The organism is Pseudomonas sp. LARHCG127, from assembly GCF_052871455.1.
Genome location: NZ_JBIXJT010000012.1, coordinates 202,390 through 220,985, shown reverse-complemented (window position 1 = coordinate 220,985; position 18,596 = coordinate 202,390). Strand labels below are relative to the sequence as shown.

Annotated in this window: 14 protein-coding genes; 13 read left to right on the top strand and 1 reads right to left on the bottom strand. The window is 59.8% G+C overall.

The window, feature by feature from the left end:
• Positions 1-188 precede the first annotated feature (188 nt).
• The 3 genes from ACIPQ1_RS21135 (at position 189) to ACIPQ1_RS21125 (ending at position 3,327) form a co-directional block, all read left to right on the top strand.
• A complete protein-coding gene (locus tag ACIPQ1_RS21135) occupies positions 189-1,043 on the top strand; it encodes a glycine betaine ABC transporter substrate-binding protein (RefSeq protein ID WP_207964736.1) in 855 nt (284 codons plus the stop codon).
• 317 nt (positions 1,044-1,360) lie between these two features.
• Positions 1,361-1,672, top strand: a complete 312-nt coding sequence (locus tag ACIPQ1_RS21130) for a DUF485 domain-containing protein (protein ID WP_072406462.1) — start codon at positions 1,361-1,363, stop codon at positions 1,670-1,672.
• On the top strand, positions 1,669-3,327 hold the full coding sequence (locus tag ACIPQ1_RS21125) for a cation acetate symporter (RefSeq protein WP_411385325.1): 1,659 nt from the start codon (positions 1,669-1,671) through the stop codon (positions 3,325-3,327). The genes ACIPQ1_RS21130 and ACIPQ1_RS21125 overlap by 4 nt, the downstream gene beginning before the upstream one ends.
• A 288-nt stretch (positions 3,328-3,615) precedes the next feature.
• On the opposite strand, the gene gltA is transcribed toward ACIPQ1_RS21125, so the two are convergent.
• A complete protein-coding gene (gene gltA / locus ACIPQ1_RS21120; protein WP_003204440.1) occupies positions 3,616-4,905 on the bottom strand; it encodes a citrate synthase in 1,290 nt (429 codons plus the stop codon).
• A 365-nt stretch (positions 4,906-5,270) separates the two neighbouring features.
• On the opposite strand from gltA, the gene sdhC reads away from it, so the two are divergent.
• The 10 genes from sdhC (at position 5,271) to brnQ (ending at position 18,482) form a co-directional block, all read left to right on the top strand.
• Entirely contained in the window at positions 5,271-5,645 is a 375-nt protein-coding gene (sdhC, locus tag ACIPQ1_RS21115; RefSeq protein WP_003179220.1) for a succinate dehydrogenase, cytochrome b556 subunit, read from the top strand.
• Positions 5,639-6,007: a succinate dehydrogenase, hydrophobic membrane anchor protein gene (gene sdhD / locus ACIPQ1_RS21110; RefSeq protein WP_030138327.1), complete on the top strand. Its 369-nt coding sequence runs from the start codon at positions 5,639-5,641 to the stop codon at positions 6,005-6,007. The genes sdhC and sdhD overlap by 7 nt, the downstream gene beginning before the upstream one ends.
• A 3-nt stretch (positions 6,008-6,010) precedes the next feature.
• Entirely contained in the window at positions 6,011-7,783 is a 1,773-nt protein-coding gene (gene sdhA / locus ACIPQ1_RS21105) for a succinate dehydrogenase flavoprotein subunit (protein WP_053123969.1), read from the top strand.
• Positions 7,784-7,794: 11 nt separating this feature from the next.
• The gene (locus ACIPQ1_RS21100) at positions 7,795-8,499 is read left to right on the top strand and encodes a succinate dehydrogenase iron-sulfur subunit (protein WP_207964740.1); all 705 of its coding nucleotides are present in this window, start codon (positions 7,795-7,797) and stop codon (positions 8,497-8,499) included.
• Positions 8,500-8,761: 262 nt separating this feature from the next.
• The gene (locus ACIPQ1_RS21095) at positions 8,762-11,593 is read left to right on the top strand and encodes a 2-oxoglutarate dehydrogenase E1 component (RefSeq protein ID WP_411385324.1); all 2,832 of its coding nucleotides are present in this window, start codon (positions 8,762-8,764) and stop codon (positions 11,591-11,593) included.
• Between the two features lie 44 nt (positions 11,594-11,637).
• Entirely contained in the window at positions 11,638-12,861 is a 1,224-nt protein-coding gene (gene odhB / locus ACIPQ1_RS21090) for a 2-oxoglutarate dehydrogenase complex dihydrolipoyllysine-residue succinyltransferase (RefSeq protein WP_030138331.1), read from the top strand.
• A 111-nt stretch (positions 12,862-12,972) separates the two neighbouring features.
• Complete coding sequence (gene lpdA, locus ACIPQ1_RS21085; protein ID WP_186708138.1) at positions 12,973-14,409, top strand: dihydrolipoyl dehydrogenase; 1,437 nt, start codon at positions 12,973-12,975, stop codon at positions 14,407-14,409.
• A gap of 196 nt (positions 14,410-14,605) precedes the next feature.
• Positions 14,606-15,772, top strand: coding sequence for an ADP-forming succinate--CoA ligase subunit beta (gene sucC / locus ACIPQ1_RS21080; RefSeq protein WP_003179235.1), 1,167 nt, complete (start codon positions 14,606-14,608; stop codon positions 15,770-15,772).
• A complete protein-coding gene (gene sucD, locus ACIPQ1_RS21075; RefSeq protein ID WP_014339581.1) occupies positions 15,772-16,656 on the top strand; it encodes a succinate--CoA ligase subunit alpha in 885 nt (294 codons plus the stop codon). The genes sucC and sucD overlap by 1 nt, the downstream gene beginning before the upstream one ends.
• Before the next feature lie 512 nt (positions 16,657-17,168).
• A complete protein-coding gene (gene brnQ / locus ACIPQ1_RS21070; RefSeq protein ID WP_446534722.1) occupies positions 17,169-18,482 on the top strand; it encodes a branched-chain amino acid transport system II carrier protein in 1,314 nt (437 codons plus the stop codon).
• The last annotated feature ends 114 nt before the right edge of the window (positions 18,483-18,596 follow it).

Here is an 18,596-nt window from a genome sequence, read left to right as displayed (position 1 = left end):
TTTCTCGTTGCTTCGACGTCGCAGGCAGAGCAGGTTCCAGAACGGCACAGGTTGATGATCGATCCTGTCAGTACTCCACTGGCATTCAGACCGGTTTGAGGGCGAGCGTGATGGGGGCGCTGAGCATCATAACTATACGTTGACGCCGCCCGGCATCCGTCGGGCGCAGCACTTTCGGGGAAGTAACGATGAAGATGCGACGACTCTTGGGCGCAGGTGCCGCACTGGTACTGGCCATCAGTTCCACCTTGGCCAGCGCCGAAACCAAAACCCTGAGCATCGGTTACGTTGACGGCTGGTCCGACAGCGTCGCGACCACCCACGTGGCCGCCGAAGTGATCAAGCAGAAACTCGGTTATGACGTGAAGCTGCAAGCGGTCGCGACCGGGATCATGTGGCAAGGCGTGGCCACCGGCAAACTCGACGCGATGCTCTCGGCCTGGCTGCCGGTGACGCACGGCGACTATTGGACCAAGAACAAGGACAACGTGGTCGATTACGGCCCCAACTTCAAGGACGCCAAGATCGGCCTGATCGTGCCGGAGTACGTCAAGGCCAAGTCGCTCGAGGATCTCAAGACCGACGACTCGTTCAAGAAGCGCATCGTCGGCATCGACGCCGGTTCAGGCGTGATGCTCAAGACCGAACAGGCGATCAAGGATTACGACCTGACCGGTTATCAACTCAAGGCCAGTTCCGGCGCCGGCATGATCGCCGAGCTGACCCGTGCCGAGAAGAAAAACGAATCCATCGCCGTCACCGGTTGGGTGCCGCACTGGATGTTCGCCAAGTGGAAACTGCGTTTCCTGGAAGACCCGAAAGGCGTCTACGGCGCGGCTGAGACTGTAAACAGCATCGGCAGCAAGGAACTGGGGACCAAGGCGCCAGAAGTGGTGGAGTTCCTGAAGAAGTTCCAGTGGGCTTCGAAGGACGAGATCGGCGAAGTCATGCTGGCGATCCAGGAAGGCGCCAAGCCTGACGCTGCTGCCAAGGATTGGGTCGCCAAGCACCCGGACCGCGTGAAGGAGTGGACCGGCAAGTAATCGGCCTGGTTTGACTGTTCCGAAAACCGCATGACGTTGTGTCATGCGGTTTTTTTGTGCGTGCAATTCCTGGCTCCAACGCAGATCCCCCTTGTGGGAGCGAGCCTGCTCGCGAAAGCGGTGTGCCAGCCAATTACAGGGTTAACTGACAGATCGCCTTCGCGAGCAGGCTCGCTCCCACAAAGGGAACTGAGAAAATGTGCGGAAAACCGGCAGAGCCGTCATGTCGTTCTAATACTAAGGTCGTCTGGAACCTGGCCTTGAGCCGCATAGAGTAGGGCTGTTCCAATTAAATCTGTGCTGCGAGGATAAAAACAATGAACGACAGCATTTACCTCTCGATTCAAAACAGCCCGCGCTTCAAGGAGCTGGTGAGAAAAAGGGAAAAGTTCGCCTGGATTCTCTCGGCGATCATGCTTGGGCTGTATTCCGGCTTCATTCTTCTGATCGCCTACGGGCCACACATTCTCGGGGCAAAGATCACGCCTGAGTCCACCATCACCTGGGGCATTCCCATCGGGGTCGGCCTGATTCTCTCGGCCTTCGTCCTGACCGGTATCTACGTGCGACGCGCCAACGGCGAGTTCGACGACCTGAACAATGCGATTCTCAAGGAGGCTCAGCAATGATCCGGCGTCTACTGGCTCTATTGAGCGTCGCAGCGTTCGCACCGGGCGCCTGGGCGGCTGATGCCGTGGCGGGGGCCGTGCAGAAACAACCCCTCAACGTCGCCGCTATCCTGATGTTCGTGGCCTTCGTCGGCGCGACGCTGTACATCACCTACTGGGCGTCCAAGAAAAACAATTCGGCGGCCGACTACTATGCGGCCGGCGGCAAGATCACCGGCTTCCAGAACGGCCTGGCAATCGCGGGCGACTACATGTCGGCGGCGTCCTTCCTGGGCATTTCCGCGCTGGTGTTCACCTCCGGCTACGATGGCCTGATCTACTCCATCGGCTTCCTGGTGGGCTGGCCGATCATTCTGTTCCTGATCGCCGAACGCCTGCGCAACCTGGGTAAATACACCTTTGCCGACGTGGCGTCCTATCGCCTCGGGCAAACCCAGATCCGCAGTCTGTCCGCCTGCGGCTCGCTGGTGGTGGTGGCGTTCTATCTGATCGCGCAAATGGTCGGTGCCGGCAAGCTGATCCAGCTGCTGTTCGGCCTGGACTACCACGTTGCGGTGATCCTGGTGGGTATCCTGATGTGCCTCTACGTGTTGTTCGGCGGCATGCTGGCCACCACCTGGGTGCAGATCATCAAGGCAGTGCTGTTGCTGTCGGGTGCTTCGTTCATGGCCTTGATGGTCATGAAGCACGTCAACTTCGACTTCAACATGCTGTTTGCCGAAGCGGTCAAGGTTCACCCTAAAGGTGAGGCAATCATGAGCCCTGGCGGCCTGGTGAAGGATCCGATCTCGGCCTTCTCCCTCGGCCTGGCGCTGATGTTCGGCACCGCTGGCCTGCCGCACATCCTGATGCGCTTCTTCACCGTGAGCGACGCCAAGGAAGCGCGCAAGAGCGTGCTGTATGCCACTGGCTTCATCGGCTACTTCTACATCCTGACCTTCATCATCGGCTTCGGCGCGATCCTGCTGGTCAGCACCAACCCGGCCTTCAAGGACGCGGCAGGTGCCTTGCTGGGCGGTAACAACATGGCGGCGGTGCACCTGTCCAACGCAGTTGGCGGCAGCATCTTCCTGGGCTTCATCTCGGCGGTGGCGTTCGCGACCATCCTGGCGGTAGTAGCAGGCTTGACCCTGGCCGGTGCCTCGGCGGTGTCCCACGACCTGTATGCCAGCGTGATCAAGAAAGGCAAGGCCAACGAGAAGGATGAGATTCGGGTTTCGAAAATCACCACCATCTGTCTGGCGGTGCTGGCGATCGGCCTGGGCATCCTGTTCGAGAAGCAGAACATCGCATTCATGGTGGGCCTGGCGTTCTCCATCGCGGCGAGCTGCAACTTCCCGGTACTGCTGCTTTCGATGTACTGGAAGAAGCTGACCACCCGTGGCGCGATGATCGGTGGCTGGCTGGGCCTGGTCAGTGCCGTGGGCCTGATGGTCCTCGGCCCGACCATCTGGGTGCAGATCATGGGTCACGAGAAGGCGATCTTCCCGTACGAATACCCAGCGCTGTTCTCGATGGTCATCGCCTTTATCGGCATCTGGTTCTTCTCCATCACCGACAAGTCGGTTGAAGGTGCAAACGAGCGGGCGCTGTTCTTCCCGCAGTTCGTGCGTTCGCAGACGGGTCTGGGGGCGAGTGGGGCGGTGAATCACTGAGGCAACTGCAAGCTTCAAGTTGAAGCGTTGTGTTTGAAGAAATACCCCGGTCGAGAGGCCGGGGTATTTTTTTGCAGGCGATATTTGTGGTCGTTTGTGAGGATGTCTTCGCGAGCAGGCTCGCTCCCACAGGGGAGGGGGCATGGATTCCAGATGTGGGAGCGAGCCTGCTCGCGAAGGCGCCGGTCCAGACACTGAGTCTTTGGAGATATAAACAAAACAGCCCCTGCTCTTTATAAGAAGCAGGGGCTGTTTCAGTGCCGCTTGGGACCTAGCGCAAGGCAGGCCTTACTTGCGGTCTTCCAGCTGGGTAATGTCACGCGACTCGTAGCCGGTGTACAACTGGCGCGGGCGGCCGATCTTGTACGGGCTGGAGAGCATTTCCTTCCAGTGGGAGATCCAGCCGACGGTCCGCGCCAGGGCGAAGATCACGGTGAACATGCTGGTTGGAATGCCGATCGCCTTGAGGATGATCCCCGAGTAGAAGTCGACGTTCGGGTACAGCGAGCGCTCGATGAAGTACGGGTCGGTCAGGGCGATCTCTTCCAGGCGCATGGCCAGTTCGAGTTGCGGATCGTTCTTGATCCCCAGTTCCTTGAGCACTTCGTCGCAGGTCTGCTTCATCACCGTGGCGCGTGGGTCGCGGTTCTTGTAGACCCGGTGACCGAAGCCCATCAGCTTGAACGGATCGTTCTTGTCCTTGGCCTTGGCGATGAACTTGTCGATGTTCGAGACATCGCCGATTTCATCGAGCATGGTCAGTACCGCTTCGTTGGCACCGCCGTGGGCAGGGCCCCAGAGCGCGGCGATACCGGCGGCGATACAGGCGAACGGGTTGGCGCCCGACGAGCCGGCCAGGCGCACGGTGGACGTGGAGGCGTTCTGCTCGTGGTCGGCATGGAGGATGAAGATCCGGTCCATGGCCTTGGCGAGCACCGGGCTGATCGGTTTGATCTCGCACGGGGTGTTGAACATCATATGCAGGAAGTTCTCTGCATAGGTCAGGTCGTTGCGCGGGTACATCATGGGCTGGCCCATGGAGTACTTGTAGACCATGGCTGCCAGGGTCGGCATCTTCGCCACCAGGCGAATCGCGGAAATCTCGCGATGCTGGGGGTTATTGATGTCCAGGGAGTCGTGGTAGAAGGCCGAAAGGGCGCCGACAACGCCGCACATGACGGCCATCGGGTGGGCATCGCGACGGAAACCGTTGAAGAAGGTCTTCAACTGCTCGTGAACCATGGTGTGGTTCTTCACCGTGCTGACGAACTGGGCCTTTTGCTCTGCGGTTGGCAGCTCGCCGTTGAGCAGCAGGTAGCAGGTTTCCAGGTAGTCCGATTTCTCAGCCAGTTGCTCGATCGGGTAGCCGCGGTGCAGCAGGATGCCGTTGTCGCCGTCGATGTAGGTGATTTTCGACTCGCACGAGGCGGTCGACATGAAACCTGGGTCAAAGGTGAAACGGCCCGTGGCCGTCAGGCCCCGTACGTCGATTACATCGGGACCAACGGTGCCGGTTAAAATGGGCAGCTCGACGGGGGCTGCGCCCTCGATGATCAACTGCGCTTTTTTGTCAGCCATGTGGCCTCCTATTAATGCTTGGAATCATCAGACAGACCCCCCACGCAGGGCCCGCACCACTATAGTGAGATAAATCCGAATGTCAATTTGCCTAAAGTCTTGCTCCAGAAGGCTTTAACCGGACTTTTTCCGCGAAATTGCCTGCCGTTTACGCCTTTTGCGCCATATGTGCAATGCGCTATTAGGGGAAGGTGAACGCGTTGTCATTAGTAGCCTAACTGTCTATACTCGGCCACCGACCGCCAGGGGCTTTTGGGCCTGCTTTCTTGGGGGTCGTCACTCCCTGGGTGGTGAGTACCTGACCAGTGCGCGCCCCAACAACTTTGCCCTGATTGTTAGGGGCTCTTCAGTGTGAAAAAAAAGCCGTGAAAAGCCAACGACCTGTAAACCTAGACCTAAGGACCATCAAACTCCCAGTCACTGCTTACACGTCCATTCTTCACCGTATTTCCGGTGTCATCCTCTTCGTCAGCCTGGCCATCATGCTTTATGCATTGGACAAGTCGCTCGATTCGGAAGAAGGCTTCGGTCAGGTGAAAGCGTGTCTGACCAGTCCGCTAGCCAAGCTAGTGATTTGGGGCATCCTGTCCGCCTTGCTGTATCACTTGGTTGCCGGTGTGCGCCACTTGATCATGGACATGGGCATCGGTGAGACGCTGGAAGGCGGCAAGCTGGGCTCGAAAATCATTATCGCCGTGTCTGCGGTGCTGATCGTTCTGGCAGGAGTCTGGATATGGTAACCAACGTCACGAACCTTTCGCGTTCGGGCCTCTACGACTGGATGGCCCAGCGTGTGTCTGCGGTCGTTCTCGCGGCTTACTTCATTTTCCTGATCGGATATGTCGTGGCAAACCCTGGCATTGGCTATGCCCAATGGCATGAACTGTTCGCAAACAACTGGATGCGTATCTTCAGTCTGCTGGCACTTGTCGCACTGGGCGCCCACGCCTGGGTCGGCATGTGGACCATCGCGACCGACTACCTGACGCAAATGGCGTTCGGCAAGTCGGCGACTGCCGTACGTTTCCTCTTCCAGGCAGTATGCGGCGTTGCGATGTTCGCTTACTTCGTCTGGGGTGTGCAGATTCTCTGGGGTATCTGATTCATGGCTAACATTCCAACGATTTCTTTCGACGCCATCATCATTGGTGGTGGCGGTGCCGGCATGCGCGCGGCGCTGCAACTGGCACAGGGCGGTCACAAGACTGCCGTGATCACCAAGGTTTTCCCGACGCGCTCGCACACCGTTTCCGCCCAGGGTGGCATCACCTGCGCCATCGCTTCGGCCGACCCGAACGATGACTGGCGCTGGCACATGTACGATACCGTCAAGGGTTCCGACTACATCGGTGACCAGGACGCTATCGAATACATGTGTCAGGAAGGCCCGGCCGCGGTGTTCGAGCTGGACCACATGGGCATGCCGTTCTCCCGTACCGAGCAAGGTCGTATCTACCAGCGTCCGTTCGGCGGGCAGTCCAAGGACTACGGCAAGGGCGGCCAGGCTGCGCGTACTTGCGCGGCGTCCGACCGTACCGGTCACGCACTGCTGCACACCCTGTACCAGGGCAACCTGAAGGCCGGTACCACGTTCCTGAACGAGTACTACGCGGTCGACCTGGTGAAGAACCAGGACGGCGCCTTCGTCGGTGTGATCGCGATCTGCATCGAAACCGGCGAAACCACCTACATCCGCGCCAAGGCCACCGTACTGGCGACCGGCGGTGCAGGCCGTATCTACGCATCCACCACCAATGCCCTGATCAACACCGGTGACGGCGTCGGCATGGCCCTGCGTGCTGGCGTGCCGGTACAAGACATCGAAATGTGGCAGTTCCACCCGACCGGCATCGCCGGCGCCGGTGTACTGGTGACCGAAGGTTGCCGTGGTGAAGGTGGTTACCTGATCAACAAGCACGGCGAGCGTTTCATGGAACGTTATGCGCCGAACGCCAAGGACCTTGCCGGTCGTGACGTCGTGGCTCGTTCGATGGTTAAAGAGATCATCGCCGGCAACGGCTGTGGCCCGAACGGCGACCACGTGATGCTCAAGCTCGATCACCTGGGCGAGGAAGTGCTGCACAGCCGCCTGCCAGGGATCTGCGAACTGTCCAAGACCTTCGCTCACGTCGATCCGGTCGTCGCGCCGGTTCCAGTGGTTCCAACCTGCCACTATATGATGGGCGGCGTTGCCACCAACATCCACGGCCAGGCGATCACCCAGAACGGCGAAGGCGTGGACGAAATCATCCCTGGCCTGTTCGCAGTGGGTGAAGTGGCTTGCGTATCGGTCCACGGTGCCAACCGCCTGGGCGGCAACTCGCTGCTCGACCTGGTGGTCTTCGGTCGTGCTGCCGGCCTGCACCTGGAGAAGGCGCTGTCCGACGGTATCGAGTATGACGATGCCACCGACGCCAACATCGAAGCCGCCCTGGCGCGTCTGTCCGCTCTGAACGAGCGTACCGAAGGCGAAGACGTGGCAACCCTGCGTCGCGAGTTGCAAAACTGCATGCAGAACTACTTCGGCGTGTTCCGTACCGGCGAATACATGCAGAAGGGTATCGCCCAGCTGGCGCAATTGCGTGAACGAATCGCCAACGTGAAGATCAACGATAAGTCGCAGGCGTTCAACACTGCCCGTATCGAAGCGCTGGAATTGCAGAACCTGCTGGAAGTGGCCGAAGCCACCGCCATCGCCGCAGAAGTGCGTAAAGAGTCCCGTGGCGCCCACGCCCGCGAAGACTTCGAAGACCGTGACGACGAAAACTGGCTGTGCCACACCTTGTACTTCCCGGGTGAAAAACGCGTCGCCAAGCGTGCCGTGAACTTCTCGCCGAAGACTGTTCCGACTTTCGAACCAAAAGTCCGGACTTATTAAGGGTGACCGCTATGTTGCAAGTCAGTGTTTATCGCTACAACCCTGATCAGGACGCTGCGCCGTTCATGCAGGACTTCCAGGTCGACACCGGTGGTAAAGACCTGATGGTGCTGGACGTGCTGGCCCTGATCAAAGAGCAGGACGAGGGTTTCTCCTATCGTCGCTCTTGCCGCGAGGGCGTTTGCGGCTCCGACGGCATGAACATCAACGGCAAGAACGGCCTGGCCTGCATCACGCCGTTGTCGGCCGTGGTCAAGGGCAACAAGCTGGTGGTGCGTCCGTTGCCAGGTTTGCCGGTTATCCGTGACCTGGTCGTCGATATGAGCATCTTCTACAAGCAATACGAGAAGGTGAAGCCATTCCTGCAGAACGACACGCCGGCTCCGGCCATCGAACGTCTGCAGTCTCCGGAAGAGCGTGAGAAGCTCGACGGTCTGTACGAGTGCATCCTGTGCGCTTGCTGCTCGACCTCATGCCCATCGTTCTGGTGGAACCCGGACAAGTTCCTGGGCCCGGCCGCCCTGCTGCAAGCGTACCGCTTCCTGGCAGACAGCCGTGACACCAAGACGTCCGAGCGTCTGGCTGCACTGGATGACCCGTTCAGCGTATTCCGCTGCCGCGGGATCATGAACTGCGTCAACGTCTGTCCGAAAGGCCTGAACCCGACTAAGGCCATCGGTCACGTACGTAACATGCTGCTGCAAAACGGCGTGTGATTCAGCTGCTGTACCCGTAGAACCGCTGTACCCGTAAAGGCCAGGGCGCGGGCTTCAACCCGCGTCATGGCTATAACCAGAACAGCCGCTTACAAAGCGGCGGTTCTTATTTTGAAGAAATGAGACAAGCAGGGGCATCCGGGCTGGTACCCGGACTATCAGCGTGATCCTAAGTGGCTTGTTTTAGTCGCTGCACTCGGACTTCTGCAAGTTTGCTCGGTGTTTTCGCCGGTGGTGTTCCCCTAATCGAGGGTGACCAAGCATGCAAGAAAGCGTGATGCAGCGCATGTGGAACAGTGCCCACCTCTCCGGTGGTAACGCTGCCTATGTGGAAGAGCTCTACGAGCTCTACCTGCACGACCCTAACGCTGTGCCAGAAGAATGGCGCACCTACTTTCAGAAGTTGCCCGCTGACGGTAACTCTGCCACCGATGTTTCGCACTCGACGATTCGCGATCATTTCGTGCTGCTGGCAAAGAACCAGCGCCGCGCTCAACCGGTGTCTGCCGGCAGCGTGAGCTCCGAGCACGAGAAGAAGCAAGTTGAAGTGCTGCGACTGATCCAGGCCTACCGGATGCGTGGCCACCAGGCAGCCCAGCTTGACCCGCTGGGGCTGTGGCAGCGTCCTGCACCTGCAGACCTGTCGATCACTCACTACGGCTTGACCAATGCCGACCTTGATACGACCTTCCGTGCCGGCGACCTGTTCATCGGCAAAGAGGAAGCGAGCCTACGCGAAATTCACGAAGCGTTGCAGCAGACATATTGCCGCACCATCGGCGCTGAATTTACGCACATCACCGATTCCGAGCAGCGCCAGTGGTTCCAGCAGCGTCTGGAAAGCGTTCGTGGCCGTCCGACGTACTCCGCCGACATCAAGAGCCACTTGCTCGAGCGCGTCACCGCCGGTGAAGGCCTGGAAAAATACCTGGGTACCAAATACCCGGGCACCAAGCGTTTCGGCCTGGAAGGCGGCGAAAGCCTGATTCCGATGCTCGACGAACTGATCCAGCGTTCCGGTTCCTACGGCACCAAGGAAGTCGTCATCGGCATGGCCCACCGTGGCCGCCTGAACGTTCTGGTCAACACCTTCGGCAAGAACCCGCGCGAGCTGTTCGACGAGTTCGAAGGCAAGAAGAAGGTCGAGCTGGGCTCCGGTGACGTGAAATACCACCAGGGCTTCTCGTCCAACGTGATGACCACCGGTGGCGAAGTCCACCTGGCCATGGCTTTCAACCCGTCCCACCTGGAAATCGTTTCCCCGGTGGTCGAGGGTTCGGTCCGTGCCCGCCAGGATCGTCGCAACGATCCGACCGGCGAGAAGGTGCTGCCGATCTCCATCCACGGTGACGCGGCATTCGCCGGTCAGGGCGTGGTCATGGAAACCTTCCAGATGTCGCAGACCCGCGGTTTCAAGACCGGCGGCACCGTGCACATCGTGATCAACAACCAGGTCGGTTTCACCATCAGCAACCCGCTGGACTCGCGTTCCACCGAGTACGCAACCGACGTCGCGAAAATGATCCAGGCGCCGATTCTCCATGTGAATGGCGATGACCCGGAAGCCGTGCTGTTCGTGACCCAGTTGGCCATCGACTACCGCATGCAATACAAGCGCGACGTGGTGATCGACCTGGTCTGCTACCGTCGTCGCGGCCACAACGAGGCCGACGAGCCAAGCGGCACCCAGCCGCTGATGTACCAGCAGATCGCCAAGCAGCGCACCACCCGTGAGCTGTATGCCGAGCGCCTGACCCAGAGCGGCGTGCTGGATGCCGGCCGCGTCCAGGAAAAAGTCGATGAATATCGCAACGCCCTGGACAACGGCCTGCACGTTGTAAAAAGCCTGGTCAAGGAGCCGAACAAAGAGCTGTTCGTGGACTGGCGTCCGTATCTGGGCCACGCCTGGACCGCTCGTCACGACACGCGTTTCGACCTCAAGACCCTGCAGGAATTGTCCGCCAAGCTGCTGGACATCCCGGAAGGCTTCGTGGTCCAGCGCCAGGTTGCGAAAATCTACGAAGACCGGCAGAAGATGCAAGCCGGTGGCCTGCCGATCAACTGGGGTTACGCCGAAACCATGGCGTACGCGACCCTGGCGTTCGAAGGTCACCCGATTCGCATCACCGGCCAGGATGTAGGCCGCGGCACTTTCTCGCACCGCCACGCGGCGCTGCACAACCAGAAAGACGCCAGCACCTATATCCCGTTGCAACACCTGTACAAGGGCCAGCCACGTTTCGACCTGTACGATTCGCTGCTGTCCGAGGAAGCCGTCCTGGCGTTCGAATATGGCTATTCCACCACCGAGCCAAATGCCCTGGTGATCTGGGAAGCGCAGTTCGGCGACTTCGCCAACGGTGCCCAGGTGGTTGTCGACCAGTTCATCACCAGCGGCGAGCACAAGTGGGGCCGTCTCTGCGGTCTGACCATGCTGTTGCCACACGGTTATGAAGGGCAGGGGCCGGAGCACTCGTCGGCACGTCTGGAACGCTACCTGCAGCTGTGCGCCGAGCACAACGTCCAGGTTTGCGTACCGACGACTCCAGCGCAGATCTACCACCTGCTGCGTCGCCAGGTCATCCGTCCGCTGCGCAAGCCGCTGATCGTGCTGACACCGAAGTCCCTGCTGCGTCACAAGCTGGCGATTTCCACGCTCGAGGACCTGGCCGAAGGCTCGTTCCAGACGGTCATTTCGGAAATCGACACCCTGGACGCGGCGAAAGTGACTCGCCTGGTCCTGTGCAGCGGCAAGGTCTACTACGACCTGCTGGAAAAACGTCGTGCCGAAGGCCGCGAAGACATCGCCATCGTGCGTATCGAGCAGCTTTACCCGTTCCCGGAAGAAGACCTGATGGAGGCCATCGCGCCTTACACCAACCTCACCCATGTGGTGTGGTGCCAGGAAGAACCGATGAACCAAGGCGCGTGGTACAGCAGCCAGCATCACCTGCGTCGCAGCATCGGCAACCATAACAAGGCCCTGGGCCTGGAATATGCCGGCCGTGATGCTTCCGCTGCACCTGCGTGTGGTTATGCGTCGATGCACGCCGAGCAGCAGGAAAAACTGCTGCAAGATGCCTTCACTGTTTAACGCCTTCGCGCTGACTGAAACCGAATTTTAAGGACCCACAGATAATGGCTATCGAAATCAAAGCCCCGTCATTCCCGGAATCGGTTGCCGATGGCACCGTTGCCACCTGGCACAAGAAACCAGGCGAGGCCGTCAAGCGTGACGACCTGATCGTCGACATCGAGACCGACAAGGTCGTGCTGGAAGTATTGGCCGAAGCTGACGGCGTGCTGGGCGCAATCGTTGCCGAAGAGGGCGCTACCGTTCTGTCGAACCAGGTCCTGGGCTCGATCGAAGAGGGCGGCGCTGCTGCCGCCGCTCCAGCCGCCGCTGCTGCACCGGCTGCCGCTCAGGCCGCTGCGCCTGCTGCTTCGGGCGAAGACGATCCAGTCGCCGCTCCGGCTGCTCGCAAGCTGGCTGAAGAGAACGGCATCAACATCGCCTCCGTTGCCGGCACCGGCAAGGGCGGTCGTGTGACCAAGGAAGACGTGGTGGCTGCTGTTGCCGCCAAGAAAGCCGCGCCAGCCGCCGCACCGGCCAAGCCAGCCGCGCCTGCCGCTTCCGCGCCAGTGTTCGCTGCCGGTGACCGCGTTGAAAAACGCGTTCCGATGACCCGCCTGCGTGCCAAGGTTGCCGAGCGTCTGGTTGAAGCCCAGTCGAACATGGCGATGCTGACCACCTTCAACGAAGTCGACATGACCGAAGTCATGGCGCTGCGTTCGAAGTACAAGGATCTGTTCGAGAAGTCCCACAACGGCGTACGCCTGGGCTTCATGTCGTTCTTCGTCAAGGCTGCCACCGAGGCGCTGAAACGCTTCCCTGCCGTCAACGCCTCGATCGACGGTTCCGACATCGTCTACCACGGCTACGCCGACATCGGTGTCGCGGTCTCCAGCGACCGTGGCCTGGTGGTTCCGGTACTGCGCAACGCCGAACTGATGAGCCTGGCCGAAATCGAAGGCGGCATCGCCACCTTCGGCAAGAAAGCCCGTGACGGCAAGCTGTCCATCGAAGAGATGACCGGCGGTACGTTCACCATCACCAACGGTGGTACATTCGGTTCGATGATGTCGACCCCGATCGTCAACCCGCCGCAAGCGGCTATCCTGGGCATGCACAACATCCTGCAGCGTCCGATGGCGATCAACGGTCAGGTCGTGATTCGTCCGATGATGTACCTGGCTCTGTCCTACGATCACCGCCTGATCGACGGCAAAGAAGCCGTGACGTTCCTGGTCACCATCAAGAACCTGCTTGAAGATCCGGCTCGTCTGCTGCTGGATATCTGATTTTCGCCGCGAGGGCCGGTCTGTCGACCGGCCTCTTGCTGAAACAACCGGTTTCGTCCCTCGACGGTCACCCCAAGTGATCGTCCGGTTTGATTCGAAAAGGAATGACTCATGACTCAGAAATTCGACGTGGTAGTGATTGGTGCGGGCCCTGGCGGCTACGTAGCGGCCATCAAGGCTGCGCAACTGGGCCTCTCCACTGCCTGCATCGAGAAATACACCGACAAGGAAGGCAAACAGGCCTTGGGCGGTACTTGCCTGAACGTCGGTTGCATTCCGTCCAAGGCGCTGCTGGACAGCTCCTGGAAATACAAGGAAGCGAAAGAAAGCTTCAACGTTCACGGTATCTCTACCGGTGAAGTGAAGATGGACGTCGCCGCGATGGTTGGCCGCAAGGCTGGCATCGTCAAGAACCTGACCAGCGGTGTCGCCACCCTGTTCAAGGCCAACGGCGTGACCTCCATCGAAGGCCACGGCAAGCTGCTGCTGGGCAAGAAAGTCGAAGTGACCAAGCCAGACGGCTCGGTTGAAGTGATCGAAGCCGAAAACGTCATCCTGGCACCCGGCTCGCGTCCAATCGACATTCCACCGGCTCCGGTCGACCAGAATGTGATCGTCGACTCCACCGGCGCCCTGGAATTCCAGACCGTGCCAAAGCGCCTGGGTGTGATCGGCGCTGGCGTGATCGGCCTCGAACTGGGTTCGGTATGGTCGCGCCTGGGCGCTGAAGTGACCGTGCTCGAAGCCCTCGACACCTTCCTGATGGCCGCTGACACCGCGGTATCCAAGGAAGCGCTGAAAACCCTGACCAAACAGGGCCTGGACATCAAGCTGGGCGCTCGCGTGACCGGTTCGAAGGTCAACGGCGAAGAAGTCGTGGTGACCTACACCGACGCCAAGGGCGAACAGACCATCACCTTCGACAAACTGATCGTTGCGGTCGGCCGTCGTCCGGTGACCACCGACCTGCTGGCTGCCGACAGCGGCGTGGAAATCGACGAGCGCGGCTTCATCGCGGTCGATGACCATTGCGCTACCGCCGTACCGGGCGTGTTCGCCATCGGTGACGTGGTTCGCGGCATGATGCTGGCCCACAAGGCATCCGAAGAAGGCATCATGGTTGTCGAGCGCATCAAGGGCCACAAAGCCCAGATGAACTACGACCTGATCCCATCGGTTATCTACACCCACCCGGAAATCGCATGGGTTGGCAAGACCGAGCAGGCCTTGAAAGCCGAAGGCGTTGAAGTTAACGTCGGCACCTTCCCGTTCGCCGCCAGTGGCCGTGCCATGGCAGCCAACGATACCGGTGGTTTCGTGAAAGTCATCGCCGACGCCAAGACGGATCGCGTATTGGGCGTTCACGTCATTGGCCCAAGCGCTGCCGAGCTGGTACAGCAAGGCGCGATCGGTATGGAATTCGGCACCAGCGCTGAGGATCTGGGCATGATGGTCTTCTCCCATCCGACCCTGTCCGAAGCCTTGCACGAAGCGGCCCTGGCCGTAAATGGCGGCGCCATCCACGTGGCCAACCGCAAGAAGCGTTAATAGACAATAAGAAACCACGGCGGTATGGCCCGTCGTGAGCCTTGCGAGCAAGACTCACCGCGGAATATCCGCTGGACGCAGCCTTGCGTAGCGACACCGGTTCACCGGAACGCTACGCAAGCAGCAGTCACAGGTGGTGCGGCACCACAACGGTGCAGCACCGAATGCGCAGTACCTAACGAAGACGGTAATAAGCATGAATCTTCACGAGTATCAGGGTAAGCAGCTGTTCGCTGAGTACGGCCTGCCAGTATCCACCGGCTACGCGGTAGACACCCCGGAAGCGGCAGCAGAAGCTTGCGACAAAATCGGCGGCAGCGAATGGGTTGTCAAAGCCCAGGTTCACGCCGGTGGTCGCGGTAAAGCGGGCGGCGTCAAGCTGGTTCGCAGCAAAGAAGACGCCAAAGCCTTCGCACAGCAGTGGCTGGGCAAGCGTCTGGTGACTTACCAGACTGACGCCAACGGCCAGCCAGTCACCAAGATCCTGGTTGAATCGTGCACTGATATCGCTAAAGAGCTGTACCTGGGCGCTGTCGTTGACCGTTCGAGCCGCCGCATCGTGTTCATGGCTTCCACCGAAGGTGGCGTGGACATCGAGAAAATCGCTCACGATACCCCTGAGAAAATCCTCAAGGCCACCATCGATCCACTGGTTGGCGCACAGCCATTCCAGGGTCGCGAGCTGGCATTCCAGCTGGGTCTGGAAGGCAAGCAGGTCACTCAGTTCGCCAAGATCTTCGTAGGCCTGGCCAAGCTGTTCCAGGACCACGACCTGGCCCTGCTGGAAGTGAACCCGCTGGTGATCAAGGCCGACGGCGACCTGCACTGCCTCGATGCCAAGATCAACATCGACGCCAACGCCATGTACCGTCAGCCTAAGCTGAAGACTTTCCACGATCCGTCGCAAGACGATCCGCGCGAAGCGCACGCTGCCAAGTTCGAACTGAACTACGTAGCCCTGGAAGGCAACATCGGCTGCATGGTCAACGGTGCCGGCCTGGCCATGGGTACCATGGACATCGTCAACCTGCATGGCGGCAAGCCAGCCAACTTCCTCGACGTGGGCGGCGGTGCTACCAAGGAACGTGTTACCGAAGCGTTCAAGATCATCCTGTCCGACACCAACGTCGCTGCAGTACTGGTCAACATCTTCGGCGGCATCGTTCGCTGCGACATGATTGCCGAAGGCATCATCGGCGCCGTGAAAGAAGTCGGCGTGAAAATCCCGGTTGTTGTTCGCCTTGAAGGCAACAACGCTGAGCTGGGCGCTAAAGTACTGGCAGAAAGCGGTTTGAACATCATCGCTGCTACCAGCCTGACCGACGCTGCTCAACAAGTCGTTAAAGCTGCGGAGGGCAAATAATGAGCGTCCTGATCAACAAAGACACCAAGGTTATCTGCCAGGGCATTACCGGTTCGCAAGGTAGTTTCCACACCCAGCAAGCCCTGGAATACGGCACCAAGATGGTTGGCGGCGTAACTCCGGGCAAAGGCGGCACCGAGCACCTGGGCCTGCCCGTGTTCAACACCGTGAAAGACGCTGTAGCCGCCACTGGCGCCACCGCCAGCGTGATCTACGTTCCAGCACCTTTCTGCAAGGACTCCATCCTTGAAGCAGCGTTCGGTGGCATCAAGCTGATCGTCTGCATCACCGAAGGCATCCCGACCATCGACATGCTGGAAGCCAAGGTCAAGTGCGACGAGCTGGGTATCACCCTGATCGGCCCTAACTGCCCAGGCGTGATCACTCCAGGCGAATGCAAGATCGGCATCATGCCAGGTCACATTCACTTGCCAGGCAAGGTCGGTATCGTGTCCCGTTCCGGCACCCTGACCTACGAAGCCGTCAAGCAGACCACTGACGCCGGTTTCGGTCAGTCGACTTGCGTCGGCATCGGCGGTGACCCGATCCCAGGCTCGAACTTCATCGACATCCTGAAGCTGTTCCAGGAAGACCCAAAGACCGAAGCGATCGTCATGATCGGTGAGATCGGCGGTTCGGCTGAAGAAGAAGCGGCTGCCTACATCAAGGCCAACGTGACCAAGCCGGTTGTTTCCTACATTGCTGGTGTGACTGCTCCTCCGGGCAAGCGCATGGGCCATGCTGGCGCAATCATCTCTGGCGGCAAAGGCACTGCAGACGAGAAGTTCGCTGCGCTGCAAGACGCAGGCGTAAAAACCGTGCGTTCGCTGGCAGACATCGGCAAGGCCCTGGCCGAGCTGACTGGCTGGGAAATGAAGAAGTAAGCTTCGGCTGACCTTTTCGTTCCAGCAACAAAGGCCACCTCCGGGTGGCCTTTGTCGTTTCTGGCCTTGGGAACTGCTGACCTGCCTTTGTGGCGAGGGAGCTTGCTCCCGCTCGGCTGCGAAGCAGTCGTAAACCAGGCTGCGCCGTTTTACCTGAATAGATCCGGTTTGCCTGTATTGGGGCTGCTGCGCAGCCCAGCGGGAGCAAGCTCCCTCGCCACAAAGGCCTGAGCGCATTGCATTGTGGGAGCGAGCTTGCTCGCGATGACGGAATTACAGTCGTCAACCATTTAGATGCAAAAACGCGACACGGGAGCGTCGTGCATCGGATAGTTTGCCCCTTTACAGTGCGTTTTATCGCCAAATTCGTTAGGCTAGCAGCCATTTTTGCGATCGCTGCCCAAAAGGAAGCGCCGCGCTAAACGGGTCGGTCCCATACGGATCGGCAGCATTTCCCTCTACCCTCGGGGAAATCCCTCTCTAAATTCCGATTCAGTAGTGTGGTTTCCTTAATGAAAGTGTTGAAAGGCCAGGACATCCTGGCGCTTGGTTTCATGACATTTGCCCTGTTCGTCGGGGCTGGCAACATCATCTTCCCGCCTATCGTCGGTTTGCAGTCCGGGCCCCATGTCTGGATGGCGGCGCTGGGCTTCTTGATCACCGCGGTCGGGCTGCCGGTCATCACGGTCGTTGCGTTGGCCAAGGTCGGTGGCGCGATGGATGCCCTGAGCAGCCCCATCGGTAAAATCGCCGGTGGGTTGCTGGCGGCGGTGTGCTACCTGGCAGTCGGCCCGCTGTTCGCCACGCCACGTACCGCCACCGTTTCGTTCGAAGTCGGCTTGGCGCCTCTGACTGGCGAAAGCCCGCTGGCGCTGTTCCTCTACAGCGCGGTGTATTTCCTGCTGGTGTTTTTCATCTCGCTCTACCCGGGCCGCCTGCTGGACACCGTCGGACGCTTCCTTGCTCCCCTGAAGATCATCGCCCTGGCCGTGCTCGGCATCGCTGCGTTTGCCTTGCCGGCCGGCGATATCGGCGTGGCCACGCCCGAATATGTGGCGGCGTCGTTTTCCCAAGGCTTCATCAATGGCTACCTGACCATGGATACCCTGGGCGCCTTAGTGTTCGGCATTGTCATCGTCAATGCGATCCGCTCCCGGGGCGTCGAGTCGCCGGCCCTGATCACCCGCTACGCGATCATCGCCGGGTTGATTGCCGGGGTGGGCCTGGCGCTGGTCTACGTCAGCCTGTTCCGCCTGGGTTCGGGCAGCCATGAAGTGGCCGCGGGCGCAACCAACGGCGCCGCCGTGCTGCACGCCTATGTGCAACACACCTTCGGCAGCCTGGGCAGCGGTTTCCTGGCGGTGCTGATCTCCCTTGCATGCCTGGTGACCGCGGTCGGCTTGACCTGCGCCTGCGCCGAGTACTTCAGCCGGGTGTTGCCGCTGTCCTACAAGACCTTGGTGGTGATCCTGGCGGCCTTTTCGCTGTTGGTGTCCAACCTGGGCCTGACCAAGCTGATCGCGTTCTCGATTCCTGTCCTCACCGCGATCTACCCACCGTGCATCGCCCTGGTGGCCCTGAGTTTCTGCAAGGATTTCTGGCACGAGCAGGGGCGCATCGTTGGCCCGGTGATGCTGGTGTCGTTCCTGTTTGGCTTGATCGATGCGCTCAAGGGCGCGGGGCTGGCGGACTGGATGCCGACGCAACTGGCTCACTTGCCGCTGAGCGAGCAAGGCCTGGCCTGGCTGGTGCCTTCGGTGATGACCCTGGCGGTCGCGGTGGTGTGTGATCGCCTGCTGGGCAAGCGCAGCGAAGCGTTGGCGTAAGCGACAACAGGCAGATCCACCGGCAAGAACCGAAATGCCCCGTATCAATCGATACGGGGCATTTTTTTTGAGTGTGGTGTCTTTTTTCGTGGACTAACGTCGAAGCAGTGTCTT

Bases quoted from the DNA above. Each gene is read 5' to 3' on its own strand.
- ACIPQ1_RS21135 (WP_207964736.1), top strand. From the start codon at position 189: ATGAAGATGCGACGACTCTTGGGCGCAGGTGCCGCACTGGTACTGGCC.
- ACIPQ1_RS21130 (WP_072406462.1), top strand. From the start codon at position 1,361: ATGAACGACAGCATTTACCTCTCGATTCAAAACAGCCCGCGCTTCAAG.
- ACIPQ1_RS21125 (WP_411385325.1), top strand. From the start codon at position 1,669: ATGATCCGGCGTCTACTGGCTCTATTGAGCGTCGCAGCGTTCGCACCG.
- gltA (WP_003204440.1), bottom strand. From the start codon at position 4,905: ATGGCTGACAAAAAAGCGCAGTTGATCATCGAGGGCGCAGCCCCCGTC.
- sdhD (WP_030138327.1), top strand. From the start codon at position 5,639: ATGGTAACCAACGTCACGAACCTTTCGCGTTCGGGCCTCTACGACTGG.
- sdhA (WP_053123969.1), top strand. From the start codon at position 6,011: ATGGCTAACATTCCAACGATTTCTTTCGACGCCATCATCATTGGTGGT.
- ACIPQ1_RS21100 (WP_207964740.1), top strand. From the start codon at position 7,795: ATGTTGCAAGTCAGTGTTTATCGCTACAACCCTGATCAGGACGCTGCG.
- ACIPQ1_RS21095 (WP_411385324.1), top strand. From the start codon at position 8,762: ATGCAAGAAAGCGTGATGCAGCGCATGTGGAACAGTGCCCACCTCTCC.
- odhB (WP_030138331.1), top strand. From the start codon at position 11,638: ATGGCTATCGAAATCAAAGCCCCGTCATTCCCGGAATCGGTTGCCGAT.
- lpdA (WP_186708138.1), top strand. From the start codon at position 12,973: ATGACTCAGAAATTCGACGTGGTAGTGATTGGTGCGGGCCCTGGCGGC.
- sucC (WP_003179235.1), top strand. From the start codon at position 14,606: ATGAATCTTCACGAGTATCAGGGTAAGCAGCTGTTCGCTGAGTACGGC.
- sucD (WP_014339581.1), top strand. From the start codon at position 15,772: ATGAGCGTCCTGATCAACAAAGACACCAAGGTTATCTGCCAGGGCATT.
- brnQ (WP_446534722.1), top strand. From the start codon at position 17,169: ATGAAAGTGTTGAAAGGCCAGGACATCCTGGCGCTTGGTTTCATGACA.